Here is a 26,614-nt window from a genome sequence, read left to right on the forward strand (position 1 = left end):
ACGGGCAGCGCCGCGGGCCGCTCTAGGTCTCCGCCTCCGAGGGCTTGTATTTCGGCGCCACGAACCGGACCTTGGCCAGCCGGAGCCAGGACAGGATCCGGATATAGATCCAGCCGATATCGATCTCCCAGGAGCGGGACGCGAAGCGGGCCGAGGACAAATAGCGGTGATGGTTGTTGTGCAGCTCCTCGCCGCCGATGAACAGCCCCCAGGGAACGAGGTTGCGGCTGTTGTCCTTGACCTTGTAATTGGCGTAGCCGATGTAGTGCGCCGCGCCGTTGATGACGCCCGCCGCCCAGAAGGGGATCCAGGCCATCTGCACGGCCCAGATGGCGACGCCGATACCGAGCCCGAACATGGCCACGTCCAGAACCAGCATGAGGACCACGCCCAGGTTCTTGAAGCGCGAATACAGGTTCCGCTCGATCCAGTCGTCGGGGCAATGCTTGCCGTACTTCTCCAGCATGGCCTCATCCTTGGTCGCCTTGGTGTAGACCCAGGCGCCGAGGAACAGCATCCGCCAGATGCCCTCTTGGAGCGGGCTGTGGGGGTCGCCTTCGCGATCGGCGTAGGCATGGTGCTTACGGTGCGTGGCCACCCATTCCTTGGTATTCATTCCGGTGGTGAGCCAGAGCCAGAACCGCATGAAATGACTGACCACCGGATGCAGGGTGACCGATCCATGGGACATGGCCCGATGGAGGTACAGGGTCACGCAGGCGATGGTGATCTGGGTCGCTACCAGTGTGAAGAGAACGTATCCCCACCAAGGCAGTTCAAACAAGTGTGGAAACATGCCCGTCCTTTCCCGATTAGGCACAATACTTCGAAAGCTTACCCGCCCATTATTGCAGGCTGATAACGGATACCTTGCGCACTCCGTTTTGCGAGGCGCGGACAGATGTGTCCCTGCCCCGGGGATCCCCGAACGGATGGACCCGTAGACAATTATACGCAGCATGACACGGAGGAAAAGCCCAGCTATTCAGATGGTATTAACCACCTCGCTTACTCCCGGTACACGCTGTTTCACCTTGCGCTCCACGATGGTCTTCAGATCCATGGTGGAGCTGGGGCAGCCGGAGCAGGCCCCGAGCATGCGGACACGTACCCGGGAGCCATCGATCCCCACCAGTTCCAGATCGCCGCCGTCGCCGCGCAGAAGCTGGGCGGCCTCCTCCAGCGCGGCCCGCACCCGCTCCGGATCGATGGTCAGATCCTCGTCAGCGGCGGGACGCTGCCCCGGCTGCAGTCCGTACTGCTCGGCCAGGGACTGCGCCCGCGCCAGCTCATAGGCCCGGTCGGGATCCGTTTCCTCGATCTCGTCGAGCTCTTCCTCGGTGTAGAACCGCTCCAGCTCCGCCACCTGCTGGAGCAGCTGGATTTCCTTGGTCCGTGTGGGAATGGCCATGGACCTCTCCGATCAAATTGCCTCGACCGTAAAGCGGGGGACAAGAAAAAAATTTCGACATCCGGCCCCGCCCCAGCGGGACCGGACGGGAAAATCCCGGACGCGCCGCCCGGAATCGCACCGGTGCCGGCGGGAGCTCCCCGGATTCCGGATGCCCGTTGTCCGGGGGTTGGACCACAAGGATCCGGGAAAGCTCAGCCCAGCCAGCTGCGGGCGTTGCAGAACAGACGCAGCCAGGGGCCGTCCTCGGGCCAGTCTTCGGGATGCCAGGAATACTGTACGGTCCGGAACAGACGCTCGGGATGGGGCATGAGCACCGTGAACCGGCCGTCCGGAGTGGTCATACCGGCGATGCCGTCGGGCGCCCCGTTGGGATTGGCCGGATACGTCGTGGCGGTACGTCCCCGATTGTCCACGTAGCGCAAGGCCACGGTGCCGGATTCCCGGGCCGTTTCCAATCCGCCCGGGGCGAACTGCGGACGGCCCTCACCGTGAGCCACCGCGATGGGGATCCGGGAACCGGCCATGCCCCGGAACAGGAGGGAGGGACTTTCCGGCACCTCCGCCATAACCAGGCGACCCTCGAACTGCTCCGAGCGGTTGCGCCGAAAGGCGGGCCAGTGCTCCGCGCCCGGGATCAGCTCGGAGAGCTGACTCAGCATCTGGCAGCCGTTACAGACCCCCAGGGCCAGGGTATCCCCGCGCTCGAAGAAGGCGGCGAACTGCTCGCGGAGGGTGGAATCGGCAAGGATGGATTTCGCCCAGCCACCGCCGGCGCCCAGCACGTCGCCGTAGGAAAAGCCGCCACAGGCCACCAGCCCCTGGAAGCCGGAAAGCGTAGCGTCGCCCCCCTGCAGGTCGGTCATGTGCACGTCCACCGCCTCGAATCCGGCGCGGTGGAAGGCGGCCGCCATCTCCACCTGGCCGTTCACGCCCTGCTCGCGCAGGACCGCCATGCGCGGCGCCGCGCCGGTGCCCACATACGGTGCGGCCACGTCCTCGGCGGGATCGAAGGTCAGCTCGGCGTGCAGGCCGGGATCCTCGCGGTCCAGCAGCCGGTCGTACTCCTCGCGGGCGCAGTCGGGGTCGTCGCGCAGCGCCTGCATGCGGTGACTGGTCTCCGACCAGGCCCGGTGCAGATCTACCCGGTCGGCATCCAGCAGGACCCGCTCCCCCGCCGTGAGCACCAAGCGATCATCCGTGCGCGGCCGCCCCAGAACATGACACATGCCGCCGATGCCGGCCTCCCCGAGGAGCTTCAGCACCCGTTCCCGCGCACCCGCCGGGATCTGGAGCACGGCGCCCAGCTCCTCGGCGAACAGGGCGGCCAAGGGGTCGCCCTCTCCCGCCGGACCCGCCAGATCCGCCTCCACACCGCAATGGCCGGCAAACGCCATCTCGGCGACGGTAGCCAGCAGGCCTCCATCGGAGCGGTCGTGGTAGGCGAGCAGGAGGCCCTCCTTCGCCAGCCGCTGGACGGCGTCGAAAAAACCGGCGAGGAGGGCCGGGTCCTCCACATCGGGTGCCGCCTCCCCCAGGCGGTTGTGCACCTGGGCCAGCACCGAACCGCCCAACCGATTGCGCCCCCCGCCGAGGTCCACCAGCAGCAGCTCGCTTTCCCCGGCGTCGGTGCGAAGCTGCGGGGTAAGGGTCCCGCGGGCGTCGCGCACCGGGGCGAAGGCGGAGACCACCAGGGACACGGGGGAGGTCATGGCCTTCCGGCCTTCGCCGTCGGCCCACACCGCCTTCATGGAAAGCGAATCCTTACCCACGGGGATGGCGATGTTGAGGGCGGTGCAGAAGTCGGAGACCGCCTCCACGGTATCGAACAGGGCGGCGTCCTCGCCGGGATGGCCCGAGGCGGCCATCCAGTTGGCCGACAACTTCACCTCTTCCAGCCGGCCGATGCGCGCCGCGGCGATGTTGGTGACCGCTTCGCCCACCGCCATGCGCCCGCTCGCCGGTGCGTCCAGCAGGGCCACCGGGGGGCGCTCGCCCATGGCCATGGCCTCGCCTCGATAGGTATCGAGCCCGGCGGTGGTCACGCCCACGTCCGCCACGGGCACCTGCCAGGGCCCCACCATCTGGTCACGGGCCACCTGCCCGGTGATGGTGCGGTCACCGATGGTGATCAGGAAGGTCTTGTCGGCCACCGCGGGGAATTGCAGGACCCGGCGGGCGGCCTCGGCCACGTCGAGGCCGCCCGTTTCCAGGGGGTCGCCCCGGCGCCGGTAGCGGCGCGCGTCCATGGTCTTCTTGGGCGGCTTGCCGAGCAGCAGCTCCAGATCCATGTCCACGGCCACCTGCCCGCTTTCCGAATCGGCAACGTACAGATGCGTTTCCTCGGTGGCCTCTCCCACCACGGCGTAGGGGCAGCGCTCCCGCTCGCACAGCGCCTGGAAGCGCTCCAGGAAGTGGGGGTAGACGGCCAGCACGTAGCGCTCCTGCGCCTCGTTGGACCACAGCTCGGCGGGCGACAGGCTGGTGTCCAGGCGCGGCACCCTGGCCAGATCGAAGCGGCCGCCCCGCTCCGCGTCGTCCACCAGCTCCGGCAGGGCGTTGGAGAGGCCACCCGCACCCACGTCGTGGATGGAAAGGATGGGGTTCTCCTCACCGAGGGCCCAGCAGGCGTCGATCACCTCCTGGGCGCGCCGCTGCATTTCCGGGTTGGCGCGCTGCACGGAGGCGTAGTCCAGCTCGGCATCGGCGGTTCCCCCCGTCTGGCTGGAGGCGGCGCCGCCGCCGAGGCCAATGCGCAGGGCCGGCCCGCCCAGTACCACCACGGGAGTATCGGGCCGGACATAGGCCTTGTTGGCCTTGATGGCGTGGCGCCGGCGCACGTTGCCGAGACCGCCGGCAAGCATGAGCGGCTTGTGGTAGCCGCGCAGCTCCCGACCCTCGGGCCCCTCCACCTCCTCCTGGAAGGTGCGGAAATAGCCGGCGATGCCCGGACGCCCGTACTCGTTGTTGAAGCGCGCCGCCCCGATGGGGCCCTCCAGCATGATGTCGAGCGCCGAGGCGAAGCGCTCCGGCCGGCCGTCGTACCGCTCCCAGTCCCGCTCGGCGCCGGGGATGCGCAGGTTGGAAGTGGTGAAGCCCGTCAGACCCGCCTTGGGCTTGGCGCCCCGCCCGGTGGCCGCCTCGTCGCGGATCTCCCCGCCGGAGCCGGTGGCGGCGCCCGGGAACGGAGCGATGGCGGTGGGGTGGTTGTGGGTCTCCACTTTCATGACGATGGGCAGCGCTTCGTCCCGGTGGTAGTCGTAGCGGCGCTGCTCGGGGTCCGGGAAGAAGCGGCCGGTCCAGGCACCCTCGATGACCGCACCGTTGTCCTTGTAGGCGGAGAGGGTGCGGCGGGGATTGTTCTCATGGGTGCGGCGGATCATGGCGAACAGGGAATCGTCCTGGGGCTCGCCGTCCACCACCCAGTCGGCGTTGAAGATCTTGTGCCGGCAGTGCTCACTGTTCGCCTGGGCGAACATCATTACTTCCACGTCCGTGGGATTGCGCTCCAGCCCGGTGAAGCCTTCCACCAGATAGTCGATCTCGTCCGGGGAGAGCGCCAGCCCCAGCCGGCTGTCCGCCTCCTCGAGCGCCGCCCGCCCCTTCCCCAGGATATCCAGCCCCTCCAGGGGTCCGGGCTTCGGGTGGTCGAACAGGGTATCAGCCGCATCCAGCGTCGCCAGGACCGTCTCCGTCATGCGGTCATGCAGGAAAGCGGCGGCCGCTTCGCGGTCGGCCTCCGTCAGGCCGGCACCCTCCCCGGTCACCAGGCAAACGGCCATGCCGCGCTCCAGCCGCCGGACCCCCGACAGGCCGCAGCGCTGGGCGATCTCCGTGGCCCGGGAGGACCAGGCGGACACGGTTCCGGGCCGCGGCACCACCACCAGATCGGGATTGGAGAGGGCCCGATCGTTCCCCGGCGCCTCGCCGTAATCCAGCAGACGCTGCAGTCCGGCCCGGTCCCCATTCGTCAATGCCCCTTCGGGCTCGACGAAATGGACGAAGGCCGTCCCCAGATCGCGGATCACGGGAACCTGCGCGCGAATGCGCTCCAGCAGGCCGGCGCGGCGGAATTCGGAAAAGACGGCGGGTCCGGGGAAAAGCTCCATGACCGACGGTTTCCTTTTATCTATAGGAGGACGCGAGCGCCCCGGCGAGGAAGGGCCGGGGCGAAGGGGATTTTCAATGATTCACGCTTGGCCGAGCTTATTCCCGGATTACGCCCGACTAAAGCTCCACCCCGAGACGGCGGCCGATCTCGCGATAGCCTTCCAGCACATCGCCCAGATCGCGGCGGAAGCGGTCCTTGTCCAGCTTCTCCCCGGAGCTCAGATCCCAAAGCCGGCAGCCATCCGGGGTAAACTCGTCCCCTACCACCAGGCCGCCCTCAAAGCGCCCGAATTCCAGCTTGTAGTCCACGAGCTGCATGCCGCCCGCCTTGAAAAGCGGGACCAGCACGTCGTTGACCCGGAAGGAGAGCTCGATCATGCGATCCACCTCTTCCCGGCTGGCCCAGCCAAAGGCGAGGATGTGGAACTGGTTGACCATGGGGTCGCCGAGCTCGTCGCTCTTGTAAAAGAACTCGAACACCGGCCGCTCCAGCGCGGTGCCTTCCTCCATGCCGAGACGCCGAGCCAGGCTGCCGGCCACCACGTTCCGCACCACGGCCTCGACAGGGACCATATCGAGGGCCTTCACCGCGCTCTCCGTTTCCGAGAGCATGCGGCGATGGTGGACGGGGATGCCCGCGGCGGCCAGCTTTTCCATGAGGAAAGCGTTGATCCGGTTGTTGATGCGCCCCTTGGCGTCCAGCTCCTCCCGCTTCTTGCCGTCGAAGGCGGTGGCGGTGTCCTTGAACTCCAGGATCAAGCTCTGCGGGTCTTCCGTGCGATAGACCCGTTTGCCCTTTCCCTCATACAGCAGCGCGCCCTTCTCCATGGGGCTCATCCCTCCTGTTCGGCGTCCTGCACCAAGGCGGCCCCCAGGGCCCGGGTGTTGGACACGTAACCGCGCCCTTCGTGCGTTTCCAGCGCGATGGCCGCGGGGGAGATTTCCAACAGCTTACCCGAGAACTCCCCGATGATGATCCGCATCCCGGGCCGCCAGCCCGCGCTTCGGATCAGGTCCAGGCCGGCATTCAGCTCCTGCAGCGCTGGCTGCACGGCCAGAGCGCCAACCAGCCCCACGGTCAGGAAGACGGCCCCCACCAGCAACGGGTCCGCCCCGAGCACGGCCAGGCCAAAGGCGGTGCCGGCCAGGGCCACGAGCGTTCCCACCATGCGCTGGAAGCGCGTCTCGAAGGCCCGGACCATCTCCCGGCCCCGTTCCTCGTGGGGGTCGGCGAAGAAGGTGAAAGCCGCGCTGGCCGCCTCGAAGGCCAGCACCGAGGTGGTAAAGACCACCCCCAGCAGGAGAACCGTGGCCACCACGGCCCCGATCAGGCCCTCCAACAGGAGTACTTCCCAGGCCAGCCAGAGGCCCACCGCCATCACCACCCGGCCCGTGGCGCCGTCGAGCTCGGCCACCAGATGATCATCCAGGCGGGTGGCGGTCTTGCCGGCCAGCCGGCCCACCCACCCGCCAAGCACCACCGGCATGGAGCGGGATAAGGACCAGAAAACCAACAGCACCACCAGGGCCAGCACGATGTTGCCGATCATGGGGCTCCCCCTTTTCTCGTCAGCGACGCTTGCCGAAGGCGGGCTGCACCGCCCGCAGGAATTCCTGCAGGACCTTGTCCGCGACCGCCCGTACGTTGTCATCCTCGCGATGGGCGCCCTGGACCACCACCCGGGACCCACCCCCCGAAAGCCCGCGACTCTTGACGGTGAAGCGGATGTTTCCGGACTCCGGCGCGGGAACACCCAGGCTTCCTAGCGCCTCGCTTCCCAGCCAAGCGGTGCGCAGAACCCCGGTGCGCTCCTCGGCGATGGCCGCGCCCTGCATCAGCAGCGCGGCGCGGACAGTACCCAGAGCCCAGCCCGCGGGTACCCCGGTATTCAGCGTATTGCCGTTCACCTGGGCCGCCCATTGCCCCTCCCGCTCGGCGGGCCTCGGTCCCGGACGGAACTGGCTGATATCCGGGAGATTCGGATAGGGGTTCTGGGCCGCCAGGGGCTCCGCCGCGAGATCCGGCGGAATGGCCAAGGCCTCGCGCTCCACGGGATCGGCACCGTACTCCGGGCCGCGATTGGGGCCGCAGCCGGCCAGGAGCAGCGCGCTCAGCACCAGCGGTACGACGGCGGGGGAAAAAGCGTCGAGTCGCGGATGGATGCAGCCATTGCGGATCGACTTCATGGGGGTGGCCACCCTTTCAAATGAAGGCGGCCCGATGCCTCCGTGTCCTGTCGGGGCTTGGCTGCCTTCGACAGGGCACGCGGCCCGGGCCGTCCAGAATAACCGGTCGAGCGCAGGACTTTAGCACGGCGGCGAAAACAGCGGCAACGCGGCTCCGGTCAATTGCGCTCCTGGAGGAATTCGATGACGCGCTCGCGCACCGCGGGATCGGCGTAACCGGGGAAACGGCTGCTGGTCCGGGGCGCCATGGCCCTTGGGTTGGCCAGCCAGCGCTGAAGGCTTTCGGCGGTCCAGCGCTCCACCTCCACCCCTTCAACGGAGGGTGACCGATCCATGACATTCCACAGGGGCGGCGCGGCGTCGGTCCCCTGCCGGCCCGCCCGATCGATGGTGTGGCAACCGAGGCAGACGTGCACCTCCGGGGGAATGAAGGATTCCTCCTGCCCCTGTTCTTTCCCCTCGCCGTCGCCGCTCTGGGCCCGGACGGGGGAGGCCAGCATGGCGGCGCACAGCAGGAGCGCCCCCGTCCTGAGCCGTCCTCTGCCGATGATCAAGGCACTCTTCCTAGTTCCCCAGCTGGTCGTGGAGGGCACGGAAGCGGACCTTGGCGCGATCCGGGAGGTCGGCCCGCTCCACGGCCTCCAGGCCCGGCCCCTTGCCTGCGTCGCCAACCGCGATGATGCCCACCATGCCCATGCCCTCATGGGGCAGGCAGAAGTAATGGTGGGCCCCCTCGGTTTCCAGAGTGACCTCGAAAGTGTCGCCGGGCTGTTTGAAACCGCTGTCCCACACCTTGGCGCCGCTCGGCACCAGCGCCGGCTTGCCGCGGTTGTCCGGGTGGTAGGTAGCGGCATTGTGGCCCATATCCTTCCATACGAAGCGCACGGTATCGCCGGGCGCCGCCTCCACCAGGGCGGGCTCGAACACCATGCGCTTGCCGTCGCTGCCCAGGTTGCGGACCTCCACCTCATGGGTTTCCGCCCAGGCGGAACCGGCAGCCACCATCAGCATGCACAGAACGGCAACCTTCCAGATCGGAGACTTCATGGCCACTCCTATTGCGAATACGGGCTCCAGCGGAGCTCAGGCCCCGAGCAGGCCCAGGCGCTCCAGCGCCTGGCGGAGCTCCACACGGTGCACCTCGGAAAGCGGGGTCAACGGCAACCGGATCCCGGGGCCCATCCAGCCCATCTCATGCAGGGCCCACTTCACGGGAATGGGGTTGGCTTCCAAGAACAGGGCTTTGTGCAGCGGCGCCAGGTCGTCGTCCAGGGCCCGTGCCTGCGCCACGTCCCCGCTTAGTGCGGCCTGGCACATGGCCGCCATCTCGGCAGGGGCCGCGTTGGCGGTCACGGAGATCACCCCCTTGCCGCCGGACAGGATGAAGGGCAGCACGATCCCGTCCTCGCCGGAAAGTACGTCCATGCGAGCGCCGCAGCTCCGGACCAGGGCCTGGGCGCGGCCGATGTCCCCGGTAGCATCCTTGATGGCGACCACGGTGGACAGGTGAGACAGCCGCTCCACGGTTTCCAGGGCGATCTGGCAACCGGTGCGGCCGGGCACGTTGTAGAGGATCTGCGGGATGTGGACCTCTTCGGCCACCTGGCGGAAATGCTGGTACAGGCCCTCCTGGGTGGGCTTGTTGTAGTACGGCGCCACCAGCAGGGCCGCATCGGCGCCCACCTCCCGGGCATGGCGGGTCAGCTCCAGGGTCTCCCGGGTGGAGTTGGAGCCGGTGCCGGCGATCACGGGGATCCGATTGTGAACCCGATCCACCACGAAGCGGATCACCTGGCGGTGCTCGTCGTAATCCAGCGTCGCGGATTCACCGGTGGTGCCCACCGCGACGATGGCGTCGGTGCCCTGGTCGAGGTGGAAATCCACCAGATTGCCCAGGGCGTCCCAGTCGACGGCCCCGTCTTCCAGCATGGGGGTCACCAGGGCCACAATGCTTCCGTGGAACATGACTGTCCTCTTGGCCTGTACCTGTTCGTTATCTTCCCGACCCGCGAACGGATCGGCTCATACTAGCCGCCACCGGCGCATTCGGGCAACCTGCCCTGTGAGCGGGAATTCTGCGCAGGTATCATGGATACTGACGCGGCTTGTTGGGTCTAATTTACGTCCCTTGCGGCCATAAGGCGGAGTTGATGCCCGAAACCAAACGGCTGTTCGTACTCGACACCAACGTGCTGATGCACGATCCCAGCTGCCTCTTCCGTTTCGAGGAGCACGATCTCTACCTGCCCATGGTGGTCCTCGAGGAGCTCGATGCCGGCAAGAAGGGCATGTCGGAGGTGGCGCGCAACGTACGGCAGGTTTCCCGGTACCTCGACGGTCTGTGTGAAGGGGTTACCGACTTCTCCAGCGGCATTCCGCTGCCCGGAACGGACGGCCACCTATTCTTCCAGATGGACGCCATCGAGCATCCCCTGCCCTACGACCTCTCCCAGGGCAAGGCGGACAACCAGATCCTCGGCGTGGTGCTGGGCCTGGAGCATCGCTTTCCCGAGCGGCAGGTCTCCCTCATCACCAACGATATCAACCTCCGCATCAAGGGTCGCGCCTTCGGCCTCCACATTGAGGACTACACCAGCGACCATACGGTGGAGGATCCGGATCTCCTGTATACCGGGCACAATCCGGTGGCCAACGACTTCTGGGAGAACCATCCCCTGACCATCGCCGACTACGAGGCGGAGGAAGGCCGGACCATCTACCGGCTTGAAGAAGTGGAGCGCAACTGGTGGCCCAACGAATTCGTCTACTCCGAGGGGCACGGCGAGGACGAAGGGCTCTCCTACCGGGTGCGCCGCCGCCTGGACCCCGCCACCTACTTCATCGAGCCGATCCGGGACTACTCCAAGCCCAATAACGCCGTCTGGGGCATCAACGCCCTGAACCGCGAGCAGAACTACGCCCTGAACCTCCTCATGGATCCGGAGGTGGACTTCGTGACCCTGCTTGGCCTGGCCGGCACCGGGAAGACCCTGCTGACCCTGGCGGCCACCCTGCACCAAGTCATCGAGGAGCGGCGCTTCTCCGAGGCCATCGTCACCCGGGCCACCGTCCCCGTGGGCGAGGACATCGGCTTCCTGCCGGGCACCGAGGAGGAGAAGATGGCGCCCTGGATGGGCGCGGTGGAGGACAACCTGGAGCTGCTAACCGGCTCCAACAACGGCGGCGGCAAGGGCGGCAAGGGCGGCAACGGCTCGGAGGGCGGCACCTGGGCCGCCCAGGTCAGCCAGGACCTCCTGCGCCACCGCATCCGCATCAAGTCGCTGAACTTCATGCGCGGACGCACCTTCCTCAACCGTCTGATCATCTTGGACGAGGCCCAGAACCTCTCGCCCAAGCAGATGAAGACCCTGATCACCCGCGCCGGACCGGGCACCAAGATGGTGTGCCTCGGCAACATCAACCAGATCGACACGCCCTACCTAACCGAGGCCAACTCCGGGCTCACCTACGTGGTGGACAGCTTCAAGGAGTGGGAGCACGCCGGCCACATCACGCTGATCCAGGGCGAGCGGTCCAGGCTGGCGGATTTCGCCAATCAGGCGCTGTAGGGAGGGCGCCCCCGGTGCCGGAAGCATGCCCTGCGGGAAGCCCTCCGAACCGGGCCGCTGCCTTGCCGGCGTACCCGGAACAGGCGGGAGCGGGTCGTTGGTCCAGGCAATACCCCGTATCCCCGGAAGACTCCGGGGCTGGAATCACTCGGCTTCGAGGTTCCCTTCCAGCCCTTTGACGTCCCGCCGCGCTTCGGGATCCACTTCACAGATCCCGAAAGCCGCCAAATATTCCCGGGCTATCGCTTCGGCACCCATATGGGCTACCGCCTCGTTGAGCGATTCCGGACTATGCGGGTCATCAAGGACCGAGATCATTCCCGCGGCCAGGGCTTCCGGATCATCCATGGCCACGAGCGGGCCCCAGCGGCCGGATTCCAGAACCTCACCGGGCCCATGAGGACAGTCGGTGGACACCACCGGCACCCCCAATACCATGGCTTCGATCAGCACGTTGCCCAGGCCTTCCCAGGAAGAAGAGAGCACAACGGCGTCACTCGCCGCCATAATATTGAACGGATTCAACCTGGACCCCATGAAGAGGATGTCCTCCGCAAAGGGGGATTCCTCCGCCATTTCCTCGAGCTGCTCACGATTCTTGCCATCGCCGACGATAACCAGCTGCGCCATCCGGTTCCTGCGCAGAAGGGCGAAAGCCTCGAGCAACAGCGGGATATTCTTCTGCGGCACCAAGCGGGCCACGGTGGCCAGAAGGGGAACGCCGGGCTTCCTGAACGCATGAAGCTCGGGGTCCGGCTTCCTGGAAAGCGCCTGAAGATGCGAAAAATCTACCGGATTGTATATAACCCGGTAGCAGGAATCCCGGATGTGCGTCACTTCCCTGAAGTCGGATTCTACCCCCTCCGAGACGGGAATGATTCCGTCACACACCGGGTAACTGCGCTTGATCGCCTTGAGCCTGCTTTTCGCCTTCTTCGAAGACAGCTCCCCGAGGGCCCGGCTGAGGGTATTATGAATATTCACGAAGATTCGGGTCCGGCTACGGATCAAGGCCCGTGCCCGAACAGCCGTTACGGTGTGCCGGGTGCTGGTCGTCAACAGCACATCGGGCTTGCTTCTGAACAGGTAATAAGCCAACGCCGGAACACCGGTAATGGAATTCGTTGTGCCGAGCGGAACCTTGACCACCTCCGGCGGAAGCTGGCCAACGAACGTGCCCGAGAAATCCTGAAGCAGCACTTCCACATCGACGCCGAACCGGACCCACTGGCGGGCCAGATTCAGCATATTCCTTCCTATACCCCCTCCCATGGATGGGGCCATCAGGGCGATTTTAGGGGCACTCAAAAATTCGTCCTTTCGCGAATTTCATACCAGGAAACAGCCCGTCAAACCTCAAGTACTCACCATGCACAAGCTATGGATCCGGGGGCCGAACAAGGATAATACCGCGGGACAAATCCGCACCCTAAAGGTTTCGGATTGGAATAGAGGAGCCCCGAACACCCAAATATTGAAAATTCGCTTCTTCCCGAAAAAAATACCTCCATGCAGCCCCCCTTTCCGGCAATAACCACTCATTCCCCGAAGGCTTTCTGCAGGCCACTCAGATAGTTGCGGGTTATCTCGGGATCCGGCTCATCCGCCGGCACCCAATCCCCCACGTCCTGCCGCTCGTTGCCTTCGATAATCTGACGGTGCTGCCGTACCTCCACACGGCTCCCACCGTTTGCAAGGTCCTGGACCGCGACCTCGAACCGGTAGCGGGCGTTCTTGCCGAAGCCCTTGGTAAGCACCCGCATGAACAGCCCCAGTCCCGATTCGCTCTCCGGATGCCAAGCCCAGTAGGCTTGCTCGGTCACGAAGCGGTGCGCGCCGAAGCGCTCTTTTGCCAGGGTCAGGCCCTGCATGAGCGTAGAGGCCCGCACACCCGCATAGGTGGTGGGCACCTCGAAAGGCACCTCGAGCCAGAACCGGCCGTCCTCCTCATGGATCTCGGCCACCCACTCCCGGCCCCCGACGGAGGTCTCGTCGGCCTCCATGAACTGCCCCACCGACTCGTCCTTCTTCGCCGGGGCCGGCTTTTGGTTGTCCGACGACTCGGGCGCTTGGCGACCCTCCGGGCCGTTTGCCTGGGGATCATAGACCACCGTGTCCCCGACCGTGTGCTTCGCCCCGCACCCTACGAGGAGCGCGGCGGCCAAAAGGAGACCCAGCCAGGTCCAGGCCCTATTCTGCCGATTCGGCATTCGCGCTTCAGTCATGGCCCCCCTCGTCCAGCCCGCCCTTGCGGATGGCCTCCATCATCGCGGAGCTGGAGCAGCCCTCCCGAAAGGAAAGCACCACCACCTCGCCGCCGGCCCCGGTTACGGCCTCGTACCCGGCGATATCCTCGGGGCGATAATCCCCGCCCTTCACCAGACAATCCGGCAGAACCCGTTCCATGAGACGGGCAGGGGTATCCTCGCTGAACGGTACCACCCAATCCACCGAGGCCAATCCGGCCAGTACCGCCATGCGCTGGGCCAACGTATTGATGGGCCGCCCTTCACCCTTCAGCCGGCGAACCGAATCGTCATCGTTCACCGCCACCACCAGCCTATCCCCACGCTCAGCCGCCTCTTCCAGGTAGGCCACATGGCCGGCGTGCAGCAAGTCGAAACAGCCATTGGTCATCACCACCCGCTCGCCGTGGGAGCGGGCATCCTCCACCAGGGTGTACAGCTCCTCCTCCGCAACCACCCGCTGTCCGCCGTGATCTTCGTGCAAGCGGGCACGTCGCAAATCCGCCGGAGATGCCACCGCCGTACCAAGGCGGCCCACCACCACGCCGGCGGCCAGATTGGCCATGGAGACCGCCTCCTCCCAGGGCTCCCCCGAGGCCAACGCCGCGCTCAGTGTGGCGATCACGGTGTCTCCGGCCCCGGTGACATCGAAAACGTCCCGGGCCCGAGTCGGGAAATGGGCAGGCGGTTTACCCGCCCGGACGAGGGTCATTCCCTGCTCCCCCCGGGTCACCAGAATCGCCTCCAGCTCGAGGTCCCGGCGCAGGGCTTCCGCCCGATCACCCAATTCCGCCTCGGTCTGGCAGACCCCGACCACCGCCTCGAACTCGCCACGGTTGGGGGTGATGGCGGTTGCGCCCCGGTACCGCGTGAATTCCCGTCCTTTGGGGTCCACAAGGACGGGCTTGCCCGCCTCCCGGGCCATCCCGATCAGGGTCGCGACCTCGGCGAGCGTGCCCTTGCCGTAATCGGAGAGCACTACCGCATCGACATCGGCGCTGGCCTGACGGAACCGGTCCAGCAGGTCTTCGCTGTCACACCCGTGGAAGCCGTCCTCGAAATCCAGCCGAATGAGCTGCTGATGCCTGCTAACGATACGCAGCTTGACCAGCGTGGCAATGCCGGTATCCCGGACCAGGTGACAGGTCACCCCGGAGTCCCGCAACCGGGCTTCCAGGGAATCGGCCTCCGTATCCGTGCCGGTGAAGCCCAGGACGGACACCCTAGAGCCCAGGGCGGCTGCATTGAGGGCCACGTTGGCGGCCCCGCCGGGGCGAAGCTCCTCGCCCTCGATGCGGACCACCGGTACCGGTGCCTCCGGGGATATACGACCGGTATCCCCGGACCAGTATCGGTCCAGCATCAAGTCTCCAGCAACCAGGAGACGGGCTTTATGAAATCTTTCCAGGTGCATAAAAGGCATGGTTCCATCGGCGGGAATCGCAGGGTAGGCTATCACAGTTATCCTGGCCCTTCCGCAGAGCGCACACTACGGGGATTGACCGTCTGCGCACCCTTTCAGGGAAAGGGATCCAGGCCCATTTCCTCCAGATACCGGCTGGTCGCCGCCTCGATCTCGAATTCGCGAACTGCTTCCTGCAGCTGTTCAGCGGGTAATGGATCTTGCAGCGTACCCCGAAGGGCCTCGGCCAGCCCTTGCCAGTCCCCTACTTCCACAAGGGGTCCGTACCGCCCCTCTCCCAGGGTTTCCCTGGGACCGCTGGGACAGTCCGTGGACACCACCGGCGTTCCCAGGGCCATGGCCTCGATCAGTACGAAGCCCAGGCCCTCCCAACGGGAGGTCAAGGCCAGAACGTGGGAATATGCCATGAAGGCATACGGATTCGACTGAAACCCCAAGAAAGCCACATCTTCCGCCACCCCCAGCTCCTCCGCCAGAGTGCTCAAGACCTCCCTTTGCCGCCCCTTCCCGACGAGGACCAATCTGCACTCCACCCGACGGCGTAGCCGCGCAAAAGCGCGAACCAGAGTCTGGAAATCCTTGCGGACCGAGAGCTCCCCCACGCCGAGAACAACCGGGGGGGCCCCGGGCTGAAACCAAGGATGCTCCGGTCTTGGCGGAGCTTGGCGGAAAAATTCCTCGGGAATTACGGGCGTGGGCACCACGCGCACCTTTTCCGCAGGCACGCCGAACGCCTCATGCAAATCCGCGGCGACCCCCCTTGAAGGCACCAGAACGCGGTCAACAAGGGGGTACAGATGACGGAAGGACCAACGCTGCAGAATCCGCTCCTTTAGCGGGCGCCCGGAAAGCGCTGTTGAGGCAGTGGTCCCGAACCGGAAAATCTGACGGACGGGCACTCGCGCGACTTTTCTGGCAAGGAACGCGGTCCGGTTGATGCGATCCTTTCCGGAAACCAGGACCGACGGGGCTTCCCTGCGCAGATAGCGCACCAGTCCGGGGAAGGCCGTCCAGGCATGACGGCCCCCGAGATCCACCACCCGAACGCCATTCGGCCCATCATCCAATTGCGGCCCGTGTCCCCGCACCCGGAGGACATCAACGGAGTAGCCCCGCCGCGCGATGGCTGGAACGAGATTCCGCAGCAGCCTATCCACTCCGCTATGCCCCGAAGTCGCGAACAAAAAAGCAATTCGCGTATCATCCGCCATCTAGCAGTCCAGCCAATTCAGAACCTCCCGCACAGCCCCCGGCAATTCCCGATCCGGCCTTTTTCCCGTTCATCCCAGCCCGTTTTCCGAAGTCCCGCCATTCAAACTGCCACAGACCTAGACTTCACTTCCCGTTGGGAGGCGGGTTTCAGGGGGGCGCAAGCCCTGATAGACTCGGTCCCGCTTTCGCTGACCCCTTCCGCCAAACAACCTTACCGACATGGCATCCGGTCAAGAACCCTCTCTCCTGGACGGGCAAGATGCTCAAGAAACTAAAGAAACAATTACGCCGCTCCTGGCTCCACCACAGCTGCGATACCCATATCATTTCGTTTCCCAAATGCGGCCGAACCTGGCTCGTCCTCATGATCTCCAAGGCCATCGAGGAGCATTATGGGGTGAAGGGATCCGACCCGCTTCGGCCACACCGTTACAAGCGGAAATTACGGCGTCTTCCCAAAATTCTGCCGCATCACGACGGGGGACCGGAGTTCCTTGAGCCCGAGGAGCTGGAAACCGACAAATCCGCCTATTCAAAGAAAAAGGTGATCTTCCTCGTTCGGGATCCGCGGGACGTAACCGTTTCCGCCTATTTTCAGAAAACCAAACGCAACCCCAACTTCCATGGGACCCTCGAAGAGTACGTTTATGAACCGAGAGGCTCCATAGAAAGCAATATTGCTTTCTACAATATCTGGGCCCGTAATCGGCAGGTGCCCAGGGACTTTCTACTGCTTACCTACGAGAACATGCAGGAAAATGCCCACCAGGAGCTTCGCCGGGTCATGGATTTCATGGGGCTGAGCGAAGTCTCCAATGAAGCCCTGGAAATGGCGGTGGAATTCTGCAGGTTCGAAAACATGCGGAAAATGGAGTCCTCGAACAGCCTGGACAGCAAACGGCTTACGCCTAGGGACTCCTCCGACGAAACCACCTACAAGACACGGGAAGGCCGGTCCGGCGGTTATGTCGACTATCTAGACGCCCCGGAAATCGGCCACATCAACCGCCTGATAGCGGAGCGCCTCGATCCGTATTTCTCCTTTTATTATGGAGAGCCGAATACCTTCCACTCCTGATCTCGGGCCCGCTTCTGCCCACCCTGCTTCCGGTTTCCTCGCCGTTTGTTTTCCCTTTCCCGGCACAGGGAATGCCATACGGCGCAGGCGAGATCCCAGCAATTCCTCGGAGCCGATCAGGCCGGGCTCTCCTCCTCCGGTGTAAATCCCAACAGCCGGATCTCTCGGGCGAAACAGATCTCTACAAGCTCACGGGTCTGCGCGTCGTAATAACCGTCGGTGCCCCGCTTGGGACGATATCCCCCCTTGGCCGACAGGGCTTGCATGGTATCCCCGACGTTTTCCGGCAGCCCGAGCTGCTCGGAAACCTCGCCCAGCTCCTGGTACAGGCGGTCATAGCGGATCACCCGGTCCATTGCCACCCGACCATTAACGGTATAGCGCTCGAAACTGCTCTTCAGAGGCCTTCCGGAAAGGACATAATCCTTGAAGGAAAGGGCTTCCTCGTTCTCCGCCCCCTTGAGCCCCCAGTAATAGGCAGAGACCACTTTGTCCCAGGGATTACGCTCCACGGTGAACTTGTAATAGCGGTCCCAGATTTCAGTGCCGATCCGGTCCCGAATCTCGGCGGCGGACATATGATTCCAATACCGCTTGGGGAACTGGCACGTGGCCAGGGCCCGTTTCTCTTCCGCGCCTGCCATCGTGCGGATCCTCGCTTGCGCCCAGCGCGGAAGCTCCGACGGGTGCAGCTGCGAAAGGGATTTCTGGAAGTTCTGGGCCGTACGGTAGCCCCGCCGGAATCGGTCGCGCTCATCGTCTCCGGAAATCGGCGTAATGATGTCCTCGGGACCCAGAAACCGGGACAGAGCCATTTCCAGGGACGTTCCGCCAACCTTTCCGGTCTTCACAAAGATAAAACCGAATTTATGGGAGATGATCATCTACCGGCCCCTTATTCGCCGCCCAGCGCGGGGTGCCCGTGGGAAACCGCCCTGGACTCCTCCGGCAGGAACCCATATGCGAAGGCCTCGATCTCCCTGTGGCATACGCGCTCGATATGTGCCTGGTCGGAAAGGCTGAGAACCTGATCATATTCTCGCTGGTCCTTCCTGTATCCGCTCTTTGCCCGCTGCTTCGGCAATTGCAGTTTGTCCCCCAGCCCAAGCTCCCTTCCCAGCGCTGCCAGTCCCTCGCTCAGGTTTTCATAGAACAGAACACGGTCCACGGCGATCTCCCCGTCGATCGTGTAGTGCCCCCAATTGCTGAGCCAGTGCGGCTTGTTCCGCTCCAGCCAGATCAGGTACTCGCTCAGGGAAGGGAAGCCCGTACGACCTTTTTCCTCCCAGCGCTTCCGCTGCCACCAGTAGCGAGACAGGGCCCTGTCCCAAGGATTCCGTTCAATCGTGAACTTGAAATATCGGGACCAGATCCGTTGGCCCACCAATTTGCGAATTTCCGGGGCCGTCATATGCTCCCCGAAACTGGTCCGTTGCCGCCTGCCCAGTAATCGCCGCCATTCCTTGAACCCCCGGTGCTCAAGAACCGGTTTGAGGTGGTTAGCGGGTCCGTACCCACCCTCCCTCCGGCGCAGCTCCTCCTCGCCACGGCTGGCACTAAGCGGAGTGACCACATCCCCTTCGCCGCAAACCCGGGATAGGGCAATCTCCACGCTGCTTCCGGCCGTCTTGCGGGTTTTGATGAATATGAATCGGTGCGTATGGCAGATGATCATGCGCCGGACCTAGCTGGGATAGGGTTGATCGATCTCATGGACGAAACGGTCCCAGCAGGAAAAGGTTTCCTCCCTCAGGCGCTCGTAACGTTTCCTGCCCTCTTCGGATTTGGCATTCCGGAGCTCGGGGTCCGCCAGCAGCTGCAGAAGCCGGTTGGCCATCTCCGTGGGCTGGAGGGGATCGGCCAGCATGGCCGCACCTCCGACCACCTCCGGGACGGAGGTAACGGCGGAGGCAAGGACCGGCGTTCCCCACTTGAAGGCCTCCACGGGCGGAATGCCGTAACCTTCGGACAGGGTAGGAAAGGCCATAATGCGGGCGTTGCGTATGAAGTCCTGCAGCTGTTCGGATTGAACGTATGGGTGAAACCGGAGATTCAGGACATTTCCAAATCGACGCCGCAGGCGACGACGGCAGGCCTCGTCCGCGCCCACGAGATCAATTCCTTCTCGGTTGGCGGCCTGCCGGGACGGCTCGTGTCGGGCGATTCCTTCCAGGAACCGTTCGGCATTCTTGACCAAGCGGTTGGCCGAAAGCAGCAGAATGCCCCCCCGATCATTGTCTCGGTCGGGACCACCATCCGGGACGAATGGCGTCAGCGGCGGGAGCAGACCCACTTCGTCACGAAAACGCTCTTCACGCCCCGGCACCAGCGACCCAAGATCCAGGTACAGGGCATACTGGGAATGCCGGGAAGGGCAAACCACCCGATCACCGTCCTTCAAGGCCTCGAAACGGCGACGAACCCTGGACATGGCGTGCCGAAGCCGTTTCTTGCGCAGATAGACAGAATAGGTGCAAAGCACCCCCTTCCAGAACCCTCTGCCCAGGAGGGGATGACAGAGATGGTCACTGATGCTGTACGCCTTATCCTGATACCGGAACCCGTGCTCCACTACCACCAGCCGCGCCCGGGTCCGCCCCCCCTGGCCTTCTAGAAAATTCGCGCCAAGCGCCAGGAACAGGATGTTGCCGGAATGATCGAGATCCTCCGGCAATTGCCGCAAGGGACCATCCCCCACCTCACGCAGCGGCACTTCGGGGCCGAGCTCCTCCTGCGCAGACTCTCGATCCCCGGACCGGATCAAGGCCAGCACATCGAATGCTTGCAGCCGTTCGGCCAAGAAGCGGGCGGCATCCTTTCCGTATTCACCACCGCCATGGGAAAGGGTCTGCCCTTTCCCGAAGCACATCGTAAGGTCAATCAGGAGCTTAGCCATCTCGGCCTCAACGGAATAGAGCCAAAAGTCCGCGCTTTGGAACCGGTCACCTTTTCGGTGCCGCGAGAGATCCAATGAGCGGGCCGTTCCTGGCGTAAACGCTCGAGCTGTACCCCCATTGCAACGGCCCCGAGCAGAGTGAGCAGGAAGCGGACTTCCTTGTCATGCATGGGAAAATCGAATAGGCCCTCCACCGCCAGGAAAACCAGGGCCCCCAGCCAGAAGATGCCCCACTCCAAGGGTAATCTCCCTGTTCCGATGGCCTTGAATACCTCTCGGGAAGAGATCAGGACCATACCGAAAAACAGGAAAAAACCGACGCCACCAAGCGCTACGGCGATCTGCAGGGGCATATTGTGTAAATGTTTATAGTGAAAGGGTGTACGCGCCTCGATTAATCCCTTCACCCCACCTGGGGACCAACCAGAAACCGGACGCTCGGGGAAAGCGGAAATTCCGGTTTCCCACAACAGGATCCGGTTTCCGATGGATCCCCGGGGCAGCTCGGAAAAATCAAAGCTGAGCAGCTTCCTGATGGTATGGCTTTCCTTAAAGACCCGGTATTCCACTAAACCCCATTGGGAATAAATCAAGCCCCCCCCAATCAGCAGAGCCCCACCTAGAACCCCTGAGGTGATCCAGCCCCGGTTGCGCCACCCCTCCCCCTGCACCCAGAGGGTCACGAGAATTACAAACGGCAAGGTCACCGCCGTGGCCAGCCAGCTTGCCCGGGATTGCGAGAGGAGCAGCCCGGCGGTCAGTAGTCCCATGACGACCATCAGCACAACGCCATAGGCCAGTGTCCGAGGCCAAGGAAATTTCGCTTTCGTGCCCCGGAGCCAACGGACCCCCAGGGCGACTGTACCCAGCAACAGGATTCCGCAAATGTAGCCGAAGGAGTTGGGCCCCATTTGAAAACCGGGCCGACTATTCAAGAGCTGGCTGAAGCTGATCCCGTTCGAGTGCACCAGAAGCTCCAGCAATACCTGGATAAACAGGCTCACCAGCACCAGTGCAAAGGCCCGATCGAGCCGCTTCTGTCTCCAAGAACCGATCAGCCACGGAAGCAGGAATACGGATAAAAGCCCACCAAAGCCGATGAAGGCCCAGCCAAACCGTAGCTGCCAGGAAAGGCTGCCCGGATCCGCCCAATAACCTGCCGCGGCACGCAGCGCCACGTAGCCTGAATAGCAAAGGGCCAGCCAGAACAGGGAGCTGGCTCGGATCAACCGCCAGTTGGGTGCAATCCAGTAGAGGAAAAAGAGGAATATCAGCCCGAGCGCGACCAGATGACCGTCTTGTCCCCAGAACCCGGTGAGCAGGAACCAGTAAAAGCCGATCCCTCCCACCCAGCCCAGGAACCGTTCATTCAAAATATTCCAGTGCGGTATCAAAGGAGTCCCCGGGCACAGGAAGGCTCCTCAGGCATCCATTTCCGCCCCAGCCATATCTCCTCTCCGGATTCCATTTCAGACACACGAACCTCCCGTGTTAAAAAAGTCCTATCCCTGTTTAGAAAACGGGATTCTGGGAACCGAATGAAGCATCAGGCCAGGATCTGGGCTGCGCGTTCATGCCGGCCTTTCTTTCCCGGGAAGCAGCACATCCAGGTACCGGGGCGCCGCATGCTCTACGGTATACGGTCGAGTGGCCTCATCACGATCAAAATCCAGAGGATGGTCCAGGGAGCGACATATGGCCTCTGCCAACGCACTACTGTCGCCCACCGGAACCAAACGGCCGTAGCGGCCGTTTTCAAGGATTTCCGCGGGCCCGCTGGGGCAGTCGGTGGATACAACGGGCGTTCCCAACGCCAGGGCCTCGATCAAGACATTCGGGGAGCCCTCCCACGCCGAAGAGAGGGCCAATAGATCGGCACGAGCCATCCAGGCATACGGGTTGGAAACATGGCCGGGCATGGCCACTACCTCCTCGAGCCCCAACCTGCGCACTTCCTGCTGAATGGCCTCTTTCTCGGGGCCCTTGCCCAGCATGATGAGCCGAAGCGGCCTGCTCTGCCTGGCCTTGGCCACCGCCTTCAGGAGGGTAGGCAGATCCTTTTGGGGGGCAAAGCGGGCGACACTGAGCACTACCGGAGTGGCACCTTCCTGGAGCCAGGGGTGGTCGACGGCTTCCTGACCTTGCTCGAAGAGGCTCGGAGTGATCGTGGTATTGGGAATGGAGTAGCCAGGAAGCTCCCAGAGCTTTGCCGCCTCCCGCAGGTCCCGGGCCACTCCTTGCGAGGCCCCGATAAGCGCATCCGCCCAAGGGTAGAAGCGGCGGATCTGTGCCATCTTTTTCCGCTGTTTCCCTTTCCCGCCTCGCACGGAGGCCACATAGTTGTTCCTGGCCTCGACGACAATGCGGGAATGCACCCCCGGGAGCCTGCCAGCGGCCGCGATCAGCACGTTATCGGCGTGATGTCTGGCCAGCACCGCCTTCGGCTGGACTTTCCGGAGATACCGCCAGAGCCGGAACAGTGTGGGCAAACGCTCTCTGGTGCCCAGATGGAGAAAGCCTAGCGAATCCGGAAATTCTTCGGGGTGGAAAAGCTGGGCATCCCGGTAGCCCAAGATCTGGACTTTGATCCCTAACCGGTCCCAGACGGGAATCAGGTTCGCGACACAGCGCCCCTTCCCTCCACCGATCTTCAAGTTCCCGAAGAGCACAATGTCCGGTTGCGCTTGTATCACGCCCGTTCTTTTCCTCTCCTTGTGCGGCTCACCGTTCCTACCCCGTTCAAACCGTCTTGTAGTCAAGTGCCGGGACACCAGAGGAAGAACTCTGCCGGATCGCCACATGACCGGCGAGGTTCGAAGTCTACATGGGCCGCTGAACGAGGCGCAACCGCGCCCATAGTGACCCAGGCCACCTCTCCACCCCTAGCCGAAGGGAAGGTCGCCCTTCCTGCCGTGACCGCCTCCAGGGGGAAAGGGTGAGAATCAGCTAACGCCCGTTGGATCGGCCTTTCTTCACACATACCCCCACAACGTATGGGCAATCCTCTCCAAACCCCTTATCATCTAGCTTCCGATTGAAGCTTGATGGCACAAGGTGGGATTACGGCCTCAGAAGTGGCAAAACATCCCCTAAAATGGAGCTGCCGAGCCTGTCTGACCGGCAAGCATATTCTGATGGCACTTTGGGAGCTGGAAGGCACCATACGGGGCCGATACTTGACCCTTTGAGGTACAAGCTTTTCGGGAAAGCCCCCCTGTTTTCAGAACATCCAACCTTAACCTCATACAACGCTTTGTCCTGGCCGGACCCGGATACCCCAAGATGAGCCCAATCACCCATGTCGCATTCCTCATGCCCTCTGCCGGCTGGGGCGGTATCGAGCGCAAGAACGTCCATTTCGCCAATGAGCTCGCCAGGCGCGGAATCCGGGTGGACATGCTTCTATCCCGTTCGGAGACCCCGCCCTACCAGGACTATCTGAACGAATCGGTCCACGTCCGTCCCCTGGGGGCCAGGCATAAGTATTCCGCCGTACCCAAGGTCAAAGCCTATCTCGACTCGGAGCAGCCGGACGTACTGATCACCGCCAAGGATCATGGGGCCAAAGTCGGCATCGTGGCGGGAAGGCTTTCCCGGGCCCATACCAAGATCGTCCTGGGAATCGGCAACACCCTGGGCACTTCGGAGACCAAGCTTGGCCGGCGCCTCGGGGTACGCCTCCTCTATCGGCTCGCCGACCGGATTATCGCGAACTCTCAAGGCGTGGCCGACGATCTCGTGGAATCCTTCGGCCTGCCCGGGAAGAAGGTCCGCGTGGTATTCAATCCGGTGGTGACGGACAATCTGCTCGATCGATGCCGGGAGCCGGTGGACCATCCCTGGCTCCAGGGCGGCCGCGACTTCACAACGGTGCTCGGATGCGGACGCCTGAGCCCTCAAAAGGACTTCCCCACCCTGCTTCGCGCCCTGGCCGAAGTCCGCATGCACCGGGATTGCCGCCTCGTGGTGCTCGGCGAGGGCCCAGAGCGGGGAAACTTGCGGGCTCTGGCCGAACGGCTGGGCATCACGGACGCGGTGGATTTCCCCGGATTCGTCGACAATTCCTACGCCTATATGGCCAGGACCGACCTGTTCGTACTTTCCTCGCGCTGGGAAGGCCTGCCGAACGTGCTGATCGAAGCCCTGGCCTGCGGCGCACCCTGCGTGGCCACGGACTGCCCCAGCGGGCCCCGGGAGATCCTCCGGGAAGGCCAATACGGCCGCCTCGTTCCCATGGGGGATGCCCAGGAAATGGCCACGGCAATCGGGGAAGGCCTGGACAGCCCTACTCCCCCCGCGATACTCCGAGAGGCCGCGGACCGCTTCAAGGCGGAGGCCGCCACCGACCATCTCCTTGAGGTCCTCGGCGAGGTAGCCGCTCCCGCCTCTCCTGCAACCGTTTCTTCCCGCACTTCTGCCGACGAATAGGCTTTCATGCTCCCTTCCAGGCCCATAATCGTAATCGGCATGCACCGCTCCGGAACCAGCATGCTGGCCGGACTCCTCCGGAAGGCCGGGGTGTACATCGGCCGCAATCTGGGCAAGAACGAGGAGGCGCTCTACTTCCGGACCCTGAACCGGTGGCTCCTGGCCCAGGCCGGGGGCTCCTGGACGCATCCCCAGCCGATCCATGAGCTCCTGGAGGACGAACCGTCCCGGCAGCTTGCCCGCGAATACCTGAAAGCCAGCCTCCAAGGCCCCCGGTCCCTGGGCTACTGGGGCGCGACCGGGATCCTACCCTTCCAACCGGCCGGAAAGCGCCTCTGGGGCTGGAAGGATCCCCGCAGCACCTTCACCCTCCCCTTGTGGCTGGACCTGTTCCCCGAAGCGCGGGTGATCCACATGGAGCGGCACGGGGTGGATATCGCCGAAAGCCTGGCGGTACGCCGCGCCCGATCGCAGAAGCGCACCCAGGAGCACTTCCGCCGGCGCCGATTCCTGTACCGGTTCGTTTCCAAGAAGACGGACCTGCTCGACACCCCCCGGCTGGCCAGCCGGGAGCGCGCCTTCGAGCTGTGGGAGGAATACCTCGCTGAGGGCCGGGCGCAGATGGCCAGCCTGGGGGTCCAGGGCCTGTCCCTGGTCTACGAATCCTTCCTCCAGGATCCTGTCCGTGAATTCGCCCGGGTTGCCGAATTCTGCGGACTGGAGGCCGGGGAGGACCGGATACGCGCAATCACCGGCCACCTGGATCCAGAGCGTGCCTTCGCCTACCGCTCCTCGCCGGAGCTGCGGGCCTTCGCGGAGGCCCGGTCCGACCGGCTCCAGGCATTCGGCTACGCGCCGTGAGCGGAGCCCCGTCCCGACGCATCGCTATCTTCCTGTCCTTTTCCGGGGACGGCGGAGTCGAGCACATGATGGTTAACCTCGCCGGCGCCATCGCCCGACTGGGTTTCCCCGTGGACCTGGTCAGGATCCGCGTCGAGGGCGGCCACGCCACCCGGATACCGGAGGGCGTGCGCGTGGTGGACCTCAAAGCCCGGCATACCTGGTCCAGCCTCCCGGCGCTGGTGCGCTACCTGCGCCGGGAGCGCCCGGCGGCCCTCTTGGCCGCCAAGGACCGGGCGAACCGGATCGCCCTTCGGGCGCGCCGCATTGCCGGCGTATCCACCCGGATCGCGGTGCGCCTGGGCAACAACCTCTCCCGCTCCCTGGAGGGACGCTCCCGGTTGCGCAAGTGGGCACGCACGGTGCCCATGCGCCGGGCCTACCACAAGGCGGATGCGGTGATCGCCGTCTCCGCGGGCGTGGCCGAGGACACTGCGGCCATAACCGGGCTTCCCCGCCGAGCCATCCAGGTGCTGCCCAACCCGGTGGTTACACCAGACCTAGAGGAGCGCGCCCGCCCCATCCCGGAGCACCCGTGGCTCCGGGACCAGGGCGAGAAGGATCCCCCGCTCATCCTGGGCGTTGGCCGGTTGAGCCGGCAGAAGGATTTCCCGACACTGCTCCGGGCCTTCGCCCGGCTCACGGAGGAGCAGTCCGCCCGGCTGGTGGTGCTGGGAGAGGGCCGGGACCGGGCCGAGCTGGAGGGGATGGCGGCCCGGCTCGGCATCTCCGGGCTGGTGGACTTTCCCGGCTTCGCGGCCAATCCGTATCCGTATATGCAGCGCGCCGACCTCTTCGCCCTCTCCTCTGCCTGGGAGGGCTCCCCCAATGCCCTTACCGAGGCGCTGGCCCTGGGTACCCCGGTGGTGGCCACGGACTGCCCCAGCGGGCCCCGGGAGATCCTCGAGGAGGGGCGTTACGGGGCTCTGGTTCCGGTCGGGGATGCGCCGGCGCTGGCGGAGGCCATGGCCGAGACGCTGCGGGCACCCCTTTCCCCGGAATTCCTGCGCAGCGGAGGCGACCGGTACCGGGATACGGAAAGCGCCCGTCGCTACCTCGAGGTGCTGGGCGTCCCGGACGCGGGCTGAAGACCGGGCCCGGGCATGGTAGGCTCACCGCTTTCCGGCCGGACAGCACGCTTGGCCATTCGGGCA

23 protein-coding genes are annotated in these 26,614 nt (G+C 64.4%); 5 read left to right on the top strand and 18 right to left on the bottom strand.

What is annotated here, in order from left to right; genetic code table 11:
• Window positions 1-22: 22 nt before the first annotated feature.
• From ACERLL_RS06805 to dapA, 9 genes are all read right to left on the bottom strand, one after another.
• Window positions 23-796 (bottom strand): DesA family fatty acid desaturase, encoded by a 774-nt coding sequence (locus tag ACERLL_RS06805; RefSeq protein ID WP_373655321.1) that lies wholly within the window; start codon window positions 794-796, stop codon window positions 23-25.
• A gap of 189 nt (window positions 797-985) precedes the next feature.
• On the bottom strand, window positions 986-1,411 hold the full coding sequence (locus ACERLL_RS06810) for a NifU family protein (RefSeq protein WP_373655322.1): 426 nt from the start codon (window positions 1,409-1,411) through the stop codon (window positions 986-988).
• Between the two features lie 194 nt (window positions 1,412-1,605).
• Entirely contained in the window at window positions 1,606-5,520 is a 3,915-nt protein-coding gene (purL, locus tag ACERLL_RS06815; protein ID WP_373655323.1) for a phosphoribosylformylglycinamidine synthase, read from the bottom strand.
• Between the two features lie 118 nt (window positions 5,521-5,638).
• Window positions 5,639-6,349: a phosphoribosylaminoimidazolesuccinocarboxamide synthase gene (purC, locus tag ACERLL_RS06820; protein WP_373655324.1), complete on the bottom strand. Its 711-nt coding sequence runs from the start codon at window positions 6,347-6,349 to the stop codon at window positions 5,639-5,641.
• A gap of 5 nt (window positions 6,350-6,354) precedes the next feature.
• On the bottom strand, window positions 6,355-7,071 hold the full coding sequence (locus tag ACERLL_RS06825; RefSeq protein ID WP_373655325.1) for a hypothetical protein: 717 nt from the start codon (window positions 7,069-7,071) through the stop codon (window positions 6,355-6,357).
• A 19-nt stretch (window positions 7,072-7,090) separates the two neighbouring features.
• The gene (locus ACERLL_RS06830) at window positions 7,091-7,708 is read right to left on the bottom strand and encodes a hypothetical protein (RefSeq protein ID WP_373655326.1); all 618 of its coding nucleotides are present in this window, start codon (window positions 7,706-7,708) and stop codon (window positions 7,091-7,093) included.
• Window positions 7,709-7,866: 158 nt separating this feature from the next.
• Window positions 7,867-8,262 (bottom strand): c-type cytochrome, encoded by a 396-nt coding sequence (locus tag ACERLL_RS06835; protein ID WP_373655327.1) that lies wholly within the window; start codon window positions 8,260-8,262, stop codon window positions 7,867-7,869.
• Between the two features lie 10 nt (window positions 8,263-8,272).
• Entirely contained in the window at window positions 8,273-8,755 is a 483-nt protein-coding gene (locus ACERLL_RS06840) for a plastocyanin/azurin family copper-binding protein (RefSeq protein ID WP_373655328.1), read from the bottom strand.
• Window positions 8,756-8,791: 36 nt separating this feature from the next.
• Window positions 8,792-9,673, bottom strand: coding sequence for a 4-hydroxy-tetrahydrodipicolinate synthase (gene dapA, locus ACERLL_RS06845; RefSeq protein WP_373655329.1), 882 nt, complete (start codon window positions 9,671-9,673; stop codon window positions 8,792-8,794).
• 185 nt (window positions 9,674-9,858) lie between these two features.
• Here dapA and ACERLL_RS06850 point away from each other — a divergent pair, with 185 nt between their 5' ends.
• On the top strand, window positions 9,859-11,277 hold the full coding sequence (locus ACERLL_RS06850; protein ID WP_373655330.1) for a PhoH family protein: 1,419 nt from the start codon (window positions 9,859-9,861) through the stop codon (window positions 11,275-11,277).
• A gap of 144 nt (window positions 11,278-11,421) precedes the next feature.
• Here ACERLL_RS06850 and ACERLL_RS06855 read toward each other — a convergent pair whose 3' ends face one another.
• From ACERLL_RS06855 to ACERLL_RS06870, 4 genes are all read right to left on the bottom strand, one after another.
• Complete coding sequence (locus tag ACERLL_RS06855; protein ID WP_373655516.1) at window positions 11,422-12,561, bottom strand: glycosyltransferase; 1,140 nt, start codon at window positions 12,559-12,561, stop codon at window positions 11,422-11,424.
• 254 nt (window positions 12,562-12,815) lie between these two features.
• The gene (locus ACERLL_RS06860; RefSeq protein WP_373655331.1) at window positions 12,816-13,502 is read right to left on the bottom strand and encodes a hypothetical protein; all 687 of its coding nucleotides are present in this window, start codon (window positions 13,500-13,502) and stop codon (window positions 12,816-12,818) included.
• Entirely contained in the window at window positions 13,495-14,937 is a 1,443-nt protein-coding gene (hldE, locus tag ACERLL_RS06865) for a bifunctional D-glycero-beta-D-manno-heptose-7-phosphate kinase/D-glycero-beta-D-manno-heptose 1-phosphate adenylyltransferase HldE (RefSeq protein ID WP_373655332.1), read from the bottom strand. The genes ACERLL_RS06860 and hldE overlap by 8 nt, the downstream gene beginning before the upstream one ends.
• A 104-nt stretch (window positions 14,938-15,041) precedes the next feature.
• A complete protein-coding gene (locus ACERLL_RS06870; protein WP_373655333.1) occupies window positions 15,042-16,157 on the bottom strand; it encodes a glycosyltransferase in 1,116 nt (371 codons plus the stop codon).
• Between the two features lie 260 nt (window positions 16,158-16,417).
• Between ACERLL_RS06870 and ACERLL_RS06875 the strand changes: the two genes are divergently transcribed.
• Window positions 16,418-17,236, top strand: coding sequence for a sulfotransferase domain-containing protein (locus ACERLL_RS06875; protein WP_373655334.1), 819 nt, complete (start codon window positions 16,418-16,420; stop codon window positions 17,234-17,236).
• Between the two features lie 116 nt (window positions 17,237-17,352).
• Here ACERLL_RS06875 and ACERLL_RS06880 read toward each other — a convergent pair whose 3' ends face one another.
• From ACERLL_RS06880 to ACERLL_RS06900, 5 genes are all read right to left on the bottom strand, one after another.
• Window positions 17,353-17,880 (bottom strand): hypothetical protein, encoded by a 528-nt coding sequence (locus ACERLL_RS06880; protein ID WP_373655335.1) that lies wholly within the window; start codon window positions 17,878-17,880, stop codon window positions 17,353-17,355.
• Between the two features lie 251 nt (window positions 17,881-18,131).
• On the bottom strand, window positions 18,132-18,911 hold the full coding sequence (locus tag ACERLL_RS06885; protein ID WP_373655336.1) for a sulfotransferase family 2 domain-containing protein: 780 nt from the start codon (window positions 18,909-18,911) through the stop codon (window positions 18,132-18,134).
• A gap of 9 nt (window positions 18,912-18,920) precedes the next feature.
• Window positions 18,921-20,036 (bottom strand): glycosyltransferase family 4 protein, encoded by a 1,116-nt coding sequence (locus tag ACERLL_RS06890; protein WP_373655337.1) that lies wholly within the window; start codon window positions 20,034-20,036, stop codon window positions 18,921-18,923.
• 80 nt (window positions 20,037-20,116) lie between these two features.
• Entirely contained in the window at window positions 20,117-21,526 is a 1,410-nt protein-coding gene (locus ACERLL_RS06895; protein WP_373655338.1) for an O-antigen ligase family protein, read from the bottom strand.
• Between the two features lie 177 nt (window positions 21,527-21,703).
• Window positions 21,704-22,933 carry a glycosyltransferase gene (locus ACERLL_RS06900; RefSeq protein ID WP_373655339.1) on the bottom strand — a complete coding sequence of 410 codons (1,230 nt, stop codon included), beginning with the start codon at window positions 22,931-22,933 and terminating at the stop codon, window positions 21,704-21,706.
• A 481-nt stretch (window positions 22,934-23,414) separates the two neighbouring features.
• On the opposite strand from ACERLL_RS06900, the gene ACERLL_RS06905 reads away from it, so the two are divergent.
• Genes ACERLL_RS06905 through ACERLL_RS06915 form a run of 3 tightly spaced genes read left to right on the top strand, consistent with a single transcriptional unit; the run spans window position 23,415 to window position 26,548 of the window.
• The gene (locus ACERLL_RS06905) at window positions 23,415-24,560 is read left to right on the top strand and encodes a glycosyltransferase (RefSeq protein WP_373655340.1); all 1,146 of its coding nucleotides are present in this window, start codon (window positions 23,415-23,417) and stop codon (window positions 24,558-24,560) included.
• Between the two features lie 6 nt (window positions 24,561-24,566).
• On the top strand, window positions 24,567-25,421 hold the full coding sequence (locus ACERLL_RS06910) for a sulfotransferase (RefSeq protein ID WP_373655341.1): 855 nt from the start codon (window positions 24,567-24,569) through the stop codon (window positions 25,419-25,421).
• On the top strand, window positions 25,418-26,548 hold the full coding sequence (locus tag ACERLL_RS06915) for a glycosyltransferase (RefSeq protein WP_373655342.1): 1,131 nt from the start codon (window positions 25,418-25,420) through the stop codon (window positions 26,546-26,548). Before ACERLL_RS06910 ends, ACERLL_RS06915 begins: the two co-directional genes overlap by 4 nt.
• The last annotated feature ends 66 nt before the right edge of the window (window positions 26,549-26,614 follow it).

This window comes from Thiohalorhabdus sp. Cl-TMA (assembly GCF_041821045.1).
Classification (GTDB): Bacteria; Pseudomonadota; Gammaproteobacteria; order Thiohalorhabdales; family Thiohalorhabdaceae; genus Thiohalorhabdus; species Thiohalorhabdus methylotropha.